This is a genomic window from Candidatus Cloacimonas acidaminovorans str. Evry, assembly GCF_000146065.2.
Taxonomy (GTDB): Bacteria; Cloacimonadota; Cloacimonadia; order Cloacimonadales; family Cloacimonadaceae; genus Cloacimonas; species Cloacimonas acidaminivorans.
In genome coordinates, this window is sequence record NC_020449.1 from 1,710,969 (window position 1) to 1,722,644 (window position 11,676).

The 11,676-nt window shown below is 37.8% G+C and carries 11 protein-coding genes; 3 read left to right on the top strand and 8 right to left on the bottom strand.

The genetic code is table 11. The features are described 5' to 3' along the window. Positions 1-183: 183 nt before the first annotated feature. Complete coding sequence (locus tag CLOAM_RS06980; RefSeq protein ID WP_044279043.1) at positions 184-1,398, bottom strand: MFS transporter; 1,215 nt, start codon at positions 1,396-1,398, stop codon at positions 184-186. 334 nt (positions 1,399-1,732) lie between these two features. Here CLOAM_RS06980 and CLOAM_RS06985 point away from each other — a divergent pair, with 334 nt between their 5' ends. The 3 genes from CLOAM_RS06985 to CLOAM_RS06995 all read left to right on the top strand — a co-directional run bounded on the left by CLOAM_RS06985 (position 1,733) and on the right by CLOAM_RS06995 (position 4,881). Continuing rightward, positions 1,733-2,923, top strand: coding sequence for an electron transfer flavoprotein subunit alpha (locus tag CLOAM_RS06985; RefSeq protein WP_044279044.1), 1,191 nt, complete (start codon positions 1,733-1,735; stop codon positions 2,921-2,923). After that, positions 2,920-4,131 (top strand): amidohydrolase family protein, encoded by a 1,212-nt coding sequence (locus CLOAM_RS06990; protein ID WP_015425191.1) that lies wholly within the window; start codon positions 2,920-2,922, stop codon positions 4,129-4,131. The genes CLOAM_RS06985 and CLOAM_RS06990 overlap by 4 nt, the downstream gene beginning before the upstream one ends. Positions 4,132-4,251: 120 nt before the next feature. After that, a complete protein-coding gene (locus CLOAM_RS06995) occupies positions 4,252-4,881 on the top strand; it encodes a 7-carboxy-7-deazaguanine synthase QueE (RefSeq protein ID WP_015425192.1) in 630 nt (209 codons plus the stop codon). A gap of 332 nt (positions 4,882-5,213) precedes the next feature. On the opposite strand, the gene thiS is transcribed toward CLOAM_RS06995, so the two are convergent. Genes thiS through CLOAM_RS07030 form a run of 7 tightly spaced genes read right to left on the bottom strand, consistent with a single transcriptional unit; the run spans position 5,214 to position 11,675 of the window. Continuing rightward, positions 5,214-5,426: a sulfur carrier protein ThiS gene (gene thiS / locus CLOAM_RS07000; protein WP_015425194.1), complete on the bottom strand. Its 213-nt coding sequence runs from the start codon at positions 5,424-5,426 to the stop codon at positions 5,214-5,216. Positions 5,427-5,429: 3 nt separating this feature from the next. After that, the gene (gene thiF / locus CLOAM_RS07005) at positions 5,430-6,047 is read right to left on the bottom strand and encodes a sulfur carrier protein ThiS adenylyltransferase ThiF (protein ID WP_015425195.1); all 618 of its coding nucleotides are present in this window, start codon (positions 6,045-6,047) and stop codon (positions 5,430-5,432) included. Continuing rightward, complete coding sequence (locus CLOAM_RS07010) at positions 6,044-6,793, bottom strand: molybdopterin-guanine dinucleotide biosynthesis protein MobB (RefSeq protein ID WP_044279045.1); 750 nt, start codon at positions 6,791-6,793, stop codon at positions 6,044-6,046. Before CLOAM_RS07010 ends, thiF begins: the two co-directional genes overlap by 4 nt. Positions 6,794-6,795: 2 nt before the next feature. Beyond that, entirely contained in the window at positions 6,796-7,272 is a 477-nt protein-coding gene (gene ispF, locus CLOAM_RS07015) for a 2-C-methyl-D-erythritol 2,4-cyclodiphosphate synthase (protein WP_015425197.1), read from the bottom strand. Between the two features lie 4 nt (positions 7,273-7,276). Then, complete coding sequence (locus tag CLOAM_RS07020) at positions 7,277-10,021, bottom strand: SIS domain-containing protein (RefSeq protein ID WP_015425198.1); 2,745 nt, start codon at positions 10,019-10,021, stop codon at positions 7,277-7,279. Positions 10,022-10,032: 11 nt separating this feature from the next. Continuing rightward, complete coding sequence (gene ispD / locus CLOAM_RS07025; RefSeq protein ID WP_015425199.1) at positions 10,033-10,737, bottom strand: 2-C-methyl-D-erythritol 4-phosphate cytidylyltransferase; 705 nt, start codon at positions 10,735-10,737, stop codon at positions 10,033-10,035. Beyond that, the gene (locus tag CLOAM_RS07030) at positions 10,725-11,675 is read right to left on the bottom strand and encodes a radical SAM protein (RefSeq protein ID WP_232502669.1); all 951 of its coding nucleotides are present in this window, start codon (positions 11,673-11,675) and stop codon (positions 10,725-10,727) included. Before CLOAM_RS07030 ends, ispD begins: the two co-directional genes overlap by 13 nt. Between the last annotated feature and the right edge of the window lies 1 nt (position 11,676).

Consider the following 11,676-nt stretch of genomic DNA (forward strand, 5'->3'; position numbering starts at 1 on the left):
AAGTAAGAGATAATATATGGTAGTTATCCCTTTTCATTACAATTATAGATTTAAGCATTTTCCCTTCCAATTTAATTCCATCTTCCATATTTTCATCTCAGTAATTATTATTTTCACAATCGCTTTTAATTCCACTTTTCTCTATGTTAAAAATAAGTTTGCTGAATTCGGTGCTCATAGTGGCTAAAACTGTTTCTGCGGTTTAACCCTAAAAATGAAATACAGCGTTCCCAGCAAACCAAAAGCCGAAGCAGTTAAGAAATTTAATTGCGGACTTTTTTGCCACAGGAAAGCTCCTCCAAATGCTGCAAAAGCAACAATTACATCCCGAATCAGATAGTAAACTCCAAAAGTATATGCCTTAGCATCTTCCGGAGCCAAATCCATAATCAATGCCTTTCGTGTCGGTTCTCCAAATTCTTTCAAGCCCCGAATAATAAAGGCAATTACCATTGCAGGAAAACTATGACTGAAGAGAAGAACCAAAGGAAAAATAGTAAAATTAACAAAAGTAATTGCTACATAAGGTTTGCGAGTGCTTCTATCTGCCAGATAAGCAACCGGAATATAAATCAGCATTGCTGTTACCATTTCAATAGTAGTTAAAATACCAAACTGCAATTCGTTAATATGATTATTTTCTACTACCCAAACAACTACAAAGGCATAAGGAATCTGTTCACAAAAACGCACCAGGATATCGGAAACAAGTAAATTACGCAAATTGGCAGAAAAAAGACCCCTCCCTTTTTTTCTTTCGGTTTTCGCTTCCGGAGATTGCTCTTGAATAAATTTATCCTGAATAAATAAAGCCACTCCTGCTAAAATAAAAGCTACTATAAAGGCATAACGCACGCCCTGGATGCGCCCGTAATGTAAAATTAAGGCACCACCTAAAATCGGACCTAAAGACATCGGAATCCGCTTTACAATAGAATTCAGAGAAATTCCCATAGAGCGTCTGTTGGCAGGAACTACGGAATTAATCAAACTCATCGTTGCCGGTAAAGAAATAGCTGTCCAAGAAATAAAAAATACAGCCCCCACTAAAACTGCTATCCAGGAAGGAAAAATGACCACGATTAAATAGCCCAACATAGCCATTAAGTTAAAAATCTTTAATGCTTTCTTGTAACCTATTCTATCCGCTAACCAACCTCCTGGAAAAGAATATAAAGCACTTAAGAGATTGTCCATTCCATTTAAGAGACCAATAACTATAGAACTTCCACCCATAGCGATAAGATACAAAGGCAAAAAGCGTTCCGCCATTTTCTCGCCCATCCCTACAAGAATAACCATAATCAACATTCCCAGCATACTGCTGTTGAGAGCGAAAAAATGAATTAGTTTCCGGAATATGTTTTTTCTTTCTCGCTTATTATTAATTTCGGACATTAAAAAATCTCCTGACAACTGCAAAACATCTTCATTATATTAACAATATAAGGCATTATCAATCCGCCGTCAAATTCTTTTAACCCTTTGAAAAAAAACCAAACCCTGAATAAATAAAAGCACGCGGATATGGCTGATTTTTTATGACTTACTGTATTTTTAACTTATACCGTTACAAGTCCTCACTGCCAAATTAGTTAGAAAAAATGATAAAATTGTTAAAGGCAGTGACTACTCCTTACTTAATTCCTTCTCTATTTTCATTTTCCTTCTCTTTCACTTTGGACTTGACAGAAAAATAAATATAAAAATTAATGGAAAAAGGAGAATGTTTATGATTGAAGTGTTAATTGAAAAATGCGTCGGTTGCGGTGCCTGTTTGCGTGCCTGTGCTTATGATGCCATAAAAATTGAAGAAAAGCTTGCTATTATTGACAGTGATAAATGTGTTTTATGTGGTGCCTGCGTTTCAGCTTGTCCTTTTGATGCCATTTTATTACGGAAAGCCAAAACGGAAGCAATTGACAAAAGTGAATATAATGGAATTTGGGTTTTTGCCGAACAAAGAGAAGGCGTTATTGCTCCTGTAGTTTTTGAACTTTTAGGAAAGGGTCGTGAACTTGCCGATGAGCTTGGTTCAGAACTTTCGGCTGTTCTTTTAGGACATAATATTGAAGGTCTTTCTTCCGAGCTTATAGCTTTTGGAGCAGATCAGGTTATAGAAATTGATGATCCCGCATTAAAACATTTTTGGGATGAAGGTTATGCTTATGCTCTTGCCGAACTTGCTTTGAAGTATAAACCCTCTATTATTCTTGCCGGAGCAACTGTTATCGGAAGAAGTTTTATTCCTCGGGTGGCAATTCGTTTACATACTGGCTTAACTGCTGATTGTACAGGACTTTCCATTGATCCGGAAACAGGAGACTTATTACAAACCCGTCCTGCTTTCGGGGGCAATATTATGGCTACAATTAAAACAGCTAATCATCGTCCCCAAATGGCTACAGTGCGTCATAAAGTTATGAATCCCATTCCCAGAGATGATACTCGCAGTGGAATTGTAATTCAGGAACAGATAAATTTTGATTTGGATGAGGAAAGAACTACCTGGCTTGGTTTTGAAAAGGAAAAAACCGGTTTAATTAATATCACTGAAGCCAATATCATTGTCTCCGGTGGAAGGGGCTTGAAAGAAGCAAAGAATTTTGCTTTAATTGAAGAACTGGCTGAGGCATTAGGAGGAGCAGTTGGAGCTTCCAGAGCTGCAGTTGATGCAGAATGGATTGCTTATTCGCATCAGGTAGGACAGACAGGAAAGACAGTTAAACCCCTTATTTATATTGCAGTTGGAATAAGTGGTGCAATTCAGCACCTTGCAGGAATGTCCAGTTCCGATTATATTATCGCTATCAACAAAGATCCTGATGCTCCTATCTTCAAAGTTGCGGATTTAGGCATTGTAGGTGATCTTTTTGAAATTGTTCCCAAATTAACAAAAAGGATAAAAGAACAACGAGTATGATAATTAAACCCGCAATCAGTGTTATCAGCCCTGACAGAATGGAGCAGGGAATTGATTTATATCTTTGGGGAAGTCCTTTTGAGGAAATAGACCTGCGCAAGGATTGTTCCAATACCATTGCCTATATTCCCTTAATTAATTCTCATGACCATTTAATCAGTAACTGGGTTCCCCGAGCAGGAAACAACCGTCCCTACAAAAATTCTCATATCTGGGTTGAAGATATGAAGGAATCCTTTGCCTTCCAGGAAAGGGATATTTTTTGGCATAATAACGGTAGTTTTCGTTTGGAAGAGCCCAATTCGCTTATTTTGGCTAAGCTGGGTGCCTATAAAAGCTTATTTTGCGGATGCAGTGTAGTTCAGGACCATTCATCCAATCAGGTGGATGCCTATTATGAAGCAATGCCAATTGTTGTGCCTAAAAATTTCCGTCAGTGTCATTCTTTAACTCTTGGTAACTGGTGGGGAGGTGAAACTCCGGAAAAAGAAATGGAATTAACTAAAGGGAAAATGCCTTTTATAGTTCACTTGGGTGAAGGAAAAGACGAAATTACAAAAGGGGAATTTTCCCAGCTGAAAAAAATGGGATTGTTGAGAGCAAATACTTTAATTATTCATGGCATTGCCTTAACTGCAGAAGAAATTAGTGAAGTAGCCAATGTTGGAGCTTCTCTTTGCTGGTGTCCTTCTTCCAATTTTTTCCTTATCGGAGAAACACTAAAGATTGATGAAGTTCTTAAGCATAAGGCAAATATATGTATTGGAACGGATTCCACTATGTCCGGAGGAGTGAATCTGATTGCTGAATTCCTTAAAATCAGGGAGCATTTTCCCAAAATTCCTACCAAAGAAATCTATCGGATGGCTACCGTTAATGCAGCAACAGCACTTTATCTGCCTCAATATTTTGCTTTTATTATTCCTAATAAATGCCGTAATTTATTGCTGGTGGATAAAGTTGAACGCGATCCCTATGAAAACCTTTTTGCCTTGGAAGCATCAACCATACAGCTTTTATTGGTAGAAGGAATACCCCGTTTCGGAGATAGTGAATGGATGGAAATTTTAAATTTAGATGAAAATATGTATAGCACCTTCCGCACTGGAAACAAGGAGAAATTCGTGATTGGTGACCCTATGGAATTGAATGATCAGATTGATGAGGTTTTGGGGTATCATAAGGATTTTCCGTATTTGCCTTTTTAGGTTGAGAGGTCTTGAGGTCTTGTGGAAATGGAGAATGAATGAGGAGTTTTGAAAAACTTCTTATTTATTCAAAGCTGTGTAATCTGTGTAATCTGTGAGAGAATATTATCGGGTTAAAAGATGGAAAAACACTTGAATGTAACAGAGATTTTCTATTCTTTACAGGGAGAATCTGCCTACAGTGGCTATCCCTGTATTTTTATCCGTCTTTCCGAATGTAACTTACGCTGTGTTTACTGTGATACCCAATATGCTTTTGGCAAAGGAAAGTCAATGGCCATCAGTTCCATAATGGAAGAAGTGAAGAAATATCCTTGTTCTCTGACGGAAATTACTGGAGGAGAGCCATTACTACAGGAAGATGTGGATGCTTTGTTTGAGGAATTGCATAAGTCATCTTACAAAATTTTGCTGGAAACTAACGGAGCTATCTCTCTGGAAAAAGTTCCTGATTATGTAATTAAAATTGTAGATGTAAAAACCCCAGGCAGCGGAATGGTGGATGCTTTCTTAAAGGATAATTTAGATTATTTAAACGATAAAGATGAATTGAAATTTGTGCTAACCGATAAAAATGATTATCAATTTGCACTATCCTTTTTAGCCCAATATAAACCTAAAGTTAATATTATTCATTTTTCTCCCCTTACAGAAGTATTAGAGCCAAAAGAACTTGCAAAATGGATGCTAAAAGACGGGATAAAGGCAAAACTAACATTACAGCTGCATAAAATTATCGGAATAGAATAATTCTTCTTTATCTGAAAAACCAATCTATAGTTAGTTTCAACATATTTATTCTGAATGAATTAGCTTTCTTTCCTGTCTATCTTTTCACGAAATAATGCTAATTTTGACTAATACCAGAATATATCACATAATTACTTTTGACATAGTAGATTATCTAACAACCCTCAAACACTTTCCTAACACTGCAGTAGTCCCCTTAGACGATCTTTACATATAGGTCACGATGTTTATAAATACGCTTGCAGGTTTGCCATAAAAAAGAAGAGATAAGTTTTGTTATCCTTCTTGCAAAATAGAAATTAATAACAGTAGTTCAGGAACATTAAATAAATTTATCCACCACTAATAAGGTGAATAACTTTGATATCGGCATTTTCTGGAATGGGAGTGGTCTGCCAGTTTTCTCTTTTGATAAGTTCACCGTTCATTTTGATAACCAGCATTTTGAAGGTGTAATTCATCATTTTCAAAGCATCTGCAACAACGAGTCCTTCTTTCCAGGGTAATTTATTCCCATTTACAAAGAAAACAGGTTTATCAGCCATTTTTTACATCCCTTTTGTTTCCGCAAGTAGTTCCAAAGCCAAATTTGCCTGCATATTGGCTACAACGGCAACACGGGTTGCAACGGGGCTTATTTCCGCATTTAATTCACTTTTCATATCGCCTACAAGATGTAAAAAACCGTAATGTTCCGTATGGATGCTTTCGTTTTTACCGTAACCAGCCAATCCTGAAGCCACAATTAAATGTTTATTCGGATAATTAGATGTCCAGCAGGAAATTAGCATTTCTTTTTGTTCTGCCTCATCTAACGCCTCTAAAAGCAGGTCTGCAGTTCCAAAAATAGCGTTAAAATTGGCAGGAGTAATTTTTACCGGATGCAAAACAAGATTAATAAAGGGGTTAAAGGACTGAATATTTTCCGCTAATGCCTCCACTTTCAATTTGCCAATTTGGGCTATAGTATATTGCTGGCGATTAAGATTTTCCAGCGTAACAATGTCGTAATCGGCAATAATCAAAGTACCAATTCCGGCTCTGGCTAAGGAAAAGGCAATATTTGAACCCAAACCTCCCGCTCCGGCAATTCCTACAGTTGCTTTTTGCCAAAGAGGAAAGGCGGAAGGATCGCGCTTGGAAAAATACTCTTCCCGGGAAATCAACGCTTTAGCTCCAACTTAATATTGCCTTTGGGGTCTATATCTTTAAGGTTATTCACAAAAGCAATAACGATATCCTGTAATAATTTTTGCACAAAAGGCACAATCACAATTTCCCTATCCCCCACCCAAAGTTTGAGTTCTGCTTGTTCAGCCAAAACGCAATCACTCCTTTCTGCTCTGCCCTGAATAATATCTTCAGCCATAGTATAACAGTCCTTTCCACAGGCAGAACAGCATTCCGGCTCTGCTAAAGGCAAAATATCAAAGCATTTTTCTTCAATCGTGCTTATTAAAACAGACAAATCATCCGGTAAGGAAAAAACTGGTAAACCCTTAAAACTCTTCATTTTAGAAGAAATAACCCCGGAAATTCCAATGCTGGTGTCATCAATCAATTCCTCCAGTTGATCCGTATTTTCCGCACAGACAATTTTAGGCACAGGAGCATTTTGCAGACCTTCAATAATTAGATAATCCGCTTGCAGGTAGGAAACCATTTCTTTTAAATTCAGCGGTCTTGGAAACAATAAGGCACTGTCATATAAGCCCTTAGCGAAAACAGCTTTACTTCCTGCCTGAGTATGGAGAAAAGTATTTTTACCTTCAGTGTCGGAACGATATGTTTCACTATGTATATCTTTGATAGAGCAAACATTATATCCTTTTTTTGTCAGTTCTCTTATCAGGCAGGTTGCCAAAGTTGTTTTGCCGGTTTGATGGTAGCCAATAATTCCTAATGCCCTCATATTTAATCCTTTACGAGCAGTAATTGACAAAAAGCGCTAATTCCTTCTCCTTTTCCACTGATGCCAAGTCCTTCTTCAGTTGTTGCTTTAAGGGAAATTTGCTCTATGGCACAATGTAAATCCAGGGCAAGATTAGCCCTCATTGCATTTATAAAGGGTTGGAGTTTTGGTTCTTGACAGCAGATAACGGCATCCAAATTATTTAATTTCCAGCCCTTTTCCGTGATTAAAGTATATGTTTTGCGCAGTAAAATGCGGGAGTCAATATCCTTATAAGCCAAATCGTTATCGGGATAAAATGTCCCGATATCCCCTAAAGCCAAAGCTCCTAAAAGAGCATCAATAATGCTGTGAATTAACACATCGGCATCGGAATGACCCGAAAGCCCCTTGGAATAAGGAATTTTTACCCCTCCCAAAATAAGTTCCCTATCGGAAACAAGGCAATGAACATCGTAGCCAAAACCGCATCGGAACATTTACTTAATCCACTGTTATACTTTTGGATACATTTTTAGGAACATCAGGATGAACACCATGATCAAGAACTCCCAATTTATCCAGTTTTTTCATTTTCCTCACGCTCATTTTTAGAGCCAGCAATTGCAGAACAATACTTGCGGAAAAACAGGTTAGTAGAGTGGAACCTGTTTTGGGCAACATAATATAAGACCAGGCATAATAGCTGTTTTCACTGGGTCGGGTAGAGGCATTTTTCAGCAGTTGTTCATTTTCTTCAGCAATCACAAAAGTATTGGCACCCCGTATTTTATGGGTATTTATCTGAGAGATGGTGAGATTTACATCGCGCTCATCCGGTCCTGTAACATAAATTAATGGATAATTGCGATAGAGATGTTCAAAGAAATCCTTATCCTGAACAAACCGGTTGAAAATATTAGTCCCTTGAGGTGAAAGGTTGAAGGGCTGATTATGAGTAAAAATATAATCAGCCAATGCTTTATAAACTTCCTTTGTTTCGCTGTGCGGAATGCCTTCTTGTTCGCAAAGCGACTCTATTTCATCAATGTTTTCACTAAAATAACGCAAGAGAGAACGCAGATGCTTAACGCCAAAAACGGTGTTTTTCCCTAAAATTGTATTGGGACCATGTTTGAATTCGGATGCCTCTCTTCCTTCGGCATGCGTTAAAACTGTCTCTCTTATTTTTAAAGCACCTTCCATAGCCACGCCACTGATTTTGGTAGCTAAAATATGAATGGAGGGTTCCATATAAATCTTACCAGCCATAAATTCAATTTCACCACTCACATTATCCAGGGTCTCTTTCAAAAGGGAAGGAATTTTGGCAAGGGAAACAAAGTAATCATCAAGTTCCTGTTGACGCCATAAACGCTGTTCCTGAGTAAGATTATTATCTATTTCATTCAATTTCATCTGGGCTGTTTTAATGGCAAGATAATAGAACAGAGTAATTTGATTCATAAAGCTCTTGGTGGCAGGAACGGCAATTTCCGGTCCGCATAAAATAGGAATTGCCACATCACTTTTTTCCTGACCCAAAGTGGAATTCATATTATTCACCAAAACCACTTTGCGGACATTTAAGTCCTTGGCATCTATATCGTTGAAAATATCTATCAGGTCTTTGGTTTCACCCGATTGAGAAACGCCTATAATAAGGTCATTATCTTTTATGCAGTTGGAATATTCACCTCTGAAATCGCCAGGTAAAATGGGAATTATTTCCATACCGGCAATAGAATTAAAGAAAAGAGCAGCGATCTTAGTGGCATGAAAACTGGTTCCACAGGCAATAGAATAGGCATTGCGGTTATTTAAAATAGTGTTTTTAACCAGCTGTAAAAAGTCGTCTACGCTGGCATTAAAGTCCTTCACATTCATTTCTTCAGCTAAAGCATCCAGAGTTTTAGCCAGCGAGATTTTCTTCAAATCATATTCTCCATTCACCATTTCCAGAAAGAAGTTCTTTTCGTTGGAAAAGAAGTATTTCTTTTCAAAATCCTCCTTCACGGCAACATCAAAAAACTCCCGATAAGTGCTGAAAACTTGATTGAAAAAAAGATTAAAGGTTTCGGAATTTAGAAGTTCGGTAAAAATCCTGTGCCGTTCTGCAAAATTGTTTTCCGTTAAAAACAGCTGAACCTGTTCTAATAGAATATCCCGCACTCCTGCTTTTGCCAATAATGATAACACTCTTTTTCCGCTATTGGAACCACCCTGAAAGAGCTTAATCAGTTTGCCCGTAGTTTCACTTTGAGCATAAATTTCCTGCTCCATAAAATATTCATATTCAGGCAAAAGTTCAACATCTTCAGCTCGCAGTTTGGAATAAATTGGCTTGGCAGGAATTTTATCACCTGTATACCATATTTCATCGGGTTGATTTAAACGCTTGAATTTTAAGTTTTTCTGTGCATAAACCTGATAGTTATCTGCATTATATTCAATAAATTCACCCTCACGCAAATTTACCAGTTGCTTAGTAAAACGCAAAACAGCTGTTAAATCGGAAGATGCCAACGCAAAAGGCATATCTTCCAAAGTCCCGATGCCAAAATATAAACTGCTGCCTGCCTTAATAGCCCAACAGGTCTCCGTAACAGGATCAACAATTACAGCGGCATAGCTTCCCACAAGTTTATCTGCGGTCTGAATTATTGCCTTACGCATACAATTCTTACGTAAATCAATGTCCGTGGGATTTCCTGCTTTATCCATTTCTATGTCAAAATAATGTTCTACAGTATGCACTAACATTTCACCATCGTTATCGCTTTGCACAAAGTGACCTTCTTTCGTTAAAAAGGACTTTAACTCTCTGGTATTAGTTATATTACCATTATGTGCACCATAAATATGCCTTTTACATTTAACTTCGTGGGGCTGAGCATTTTTCTTATCCACAAAGCCAAAAGTAGCCCAACGCACCTGTCCGCAAAATATTTTACCGCTCTGTTTTTCTATGCCTAAGGTCTTTACTAAAGTGCTGGGAGCGCCAACATCTTTTAACAGAGTTATTTCGGTTGTATTTCCCTGAAAAGCGGCTCCTGTGCTGTCATAACCTCTATATTCCAAAGCTTTTAACAGTTTGGAGGCATATTCACCCATTTTTAAAGAGACCTTAGGTAATGCCAAACCTAAAACACCGCATCCCAACCCGAAAACAGGTAAAGGAATATGCAGTTCCCTGTTTCCGAATTTGCATAATATGCGTTTTAACCATAAATACAAAAACTTAGGCATTGTTATGTCCTCTATAATTTCTTTTTTTCTATTAACTGCTTGGCAAAGAAAAGGTCTGCTTCATCAGTTACTTTGATATTGAAATCGTTATCCCAAATATAGCGAATTTTCATTCCCAAATGCTGAACCAGGGAAGCATCGTCGGTAGAAAAATAACTGTCTTTATATGCCTGATGATATGCTTCCATAATTATAGAATAGGCAAAAACCTGAGGAGTGAAAACATTGATGAGCTGATGCCGCGGAAGAGTATTAACTGCATAATTTCCTTCCACTTGCATCACGGTATGTTTTATTTTCCCTGCTGGAATAACTGCTTTATCAATAACCACTGCCGAAAAAAGAATTTCCAGCAATTCCTGCGAAACAAAAGGACGCACTCCATCATGAATAGCTACATATTCTGTTCCTTCAGGACAAACCTGTAAAGCGGAAAAAACAGAATCCTGCCTTTCCAACCCTCCGGCAATTACGATATAGGGCTTATTTATTCCTTCAAACCATTGTTCTATAAGAGCTTCTGTGTGGGCAATATCGCTTTCCGGAACAGTAATTACAAGGTTATCAATTAGTTCCGAAGCCATAAAGGGCTCCATACTTCTAATCAAAATAGGAATTCCTTCCAGTTCCCTAAATTGTTTTTTTCTGTTTCCCGGTAGGCGTTTACCGCTTCCTGCAGCAGTAATAATGGCGGTTGTATTATTTAAGAAATCCATTTATAAAAAACCCCCCGACTCTCTCTTTGGGCAGTTATTTTCTTTTCCTGATACAATTGACTTAGCACTTTGCTGATTTCATTAATGTGAATATCCAGCATAGCAGAAAGGTCTTCTGCGGTAGAAGGACGCCTTTTAAGCGTATTATGCAAAAGTTCAATAAGTTCGCCATCCAGTTGACTTTCCGCAGGTTGATATTTAACTTTGGCAATAATTTCCACGGGTACACAAACCTGTTGAGAAAGCTGCTCTTTAACCTGCTTAAGTGTATGCAAAGGTATGGGCTTAACCCAATCTTCCGCTCCGGGACGGTCTAAACAATTTAACTGCACCAAATCCGGCTTAATTTTATTGATAGCTTTTGCCAGAGCGGAAATTTCTTGCGGAATGGTGTTAATTCCTGAAACCAGAAAAACTTCCAGCCAAATGATACCTTTATATTCCTGTCTGAAATGAATTAAACCCTCAATAAGCTCTTCCACTTTCAATTCCGGACAGGGACGATTGATTTTCTCAAAACCCTCTTGAGTAGCAGAATCAAGTGAAGGCAAAACAATATCACAGGGAAGAACTTCTTTACGGACTTCCGGATCGGAAAACAGTATACCATTCGTAAGCAAGGCAAGTTTATAGCTTGGGTATTTAGCTTTTATATAGTTTACTATCTGCCCCAATAAACTGTTTAATGTGGGTTCACCGGCTCCGGAAAAAGTGATATAATCCAAATGAGGGTTGGTAGACATAAAACTATCCAATTCAGCCAAAATTTCCCTCGTCTCAAAAAATGCTTCCCGTTTAGTTACCTGATGTGTAGTTCTTTGCACTTCACAATACACGCAATTTAAGGGACAATATTTATACGGAACAAGGTCTATACCTAAAGATATACCTAACCGACGGGACATTACAGGTCCAAAAAGGTGTTTATACTTAATCATC

What these genes read in the sequence shown, in the direction of transcription:
- CLOAM_RS06980 (WP_044279043.1), bottom strand. Translation starts at nt 1,398, where the DNA reads ATGTCCGAAATTAATAATAAGCGAGAAAGAAAAAACATATTCCGGAAA.
- CLOAM_RS06985 (WP_044279044.1), top strand. Translation starts at nt 1,733, where the DNA reads ATGATTGAAGTGTTAATTGAAAAATGCGTCGGTTGCGGTGCCTGTTTG.
- CLOAM_RS06990 (WP_015425191.1), top strand. Translation starts at nt 2,920, where the DNA reads ATGATAATTAAACCCGCAATCAGTGTTATCAGCCCTGACAGAATGGAG.
- CLOAM_RS06995 (WP_015425192.1), top strand. Translation starts at nt 4,252, where the DNA reads ATGGAAAAACACTTGAATGTAACAGAGATTTTCTATTCTTTACAGGGA.
- thiS (WP_015425194.1), bottom strand. Translation starts at nt 5,426, where the DNA reads ATGGCTGATAAACCTGTTTTCTTTGTAAATGGGAATAAATTACCCTGG.
- CLOAM_RS07010 (WP_044279045.1), bottom strand. Translation starts at nt 6,793, where the DNA reads ATGAGGGCATTAGGAATTATTGGCTACCATCAAACCGGCAAAACAACT.
- ispF (WP_015425197.1), bottom strand. Translation starts at nt 7,272, where the DNA reads ATGTTCCGATGCGGTTTTGGCTACGATGTTCATTGCCTTGTTTCCGAT.
- CLOAM_RS07020 (WP_015425198.1), bottom strand. Translation starts at nt 10,021, where the DNA reads ATGCCTAAGTTTTTGTATTTATGGTTAAAACGCATATTATGCAAATTC.
- ispD (WP_015425199.1), bottom strand. Translation starts at nt 10,737, where the DNA reads ATGGATTTCTTAAATAATACAACCGCCATTATTACTGCTGCAGGAAGC.
- CLOAM_RS07030 (WP_232502669.1), bottom strand. Translation starts at nt 11,675, where the DNA reads ATGATTAAGTATAAACACCTTTTTGGACCTGTAATGTCCCGTCGGTTA.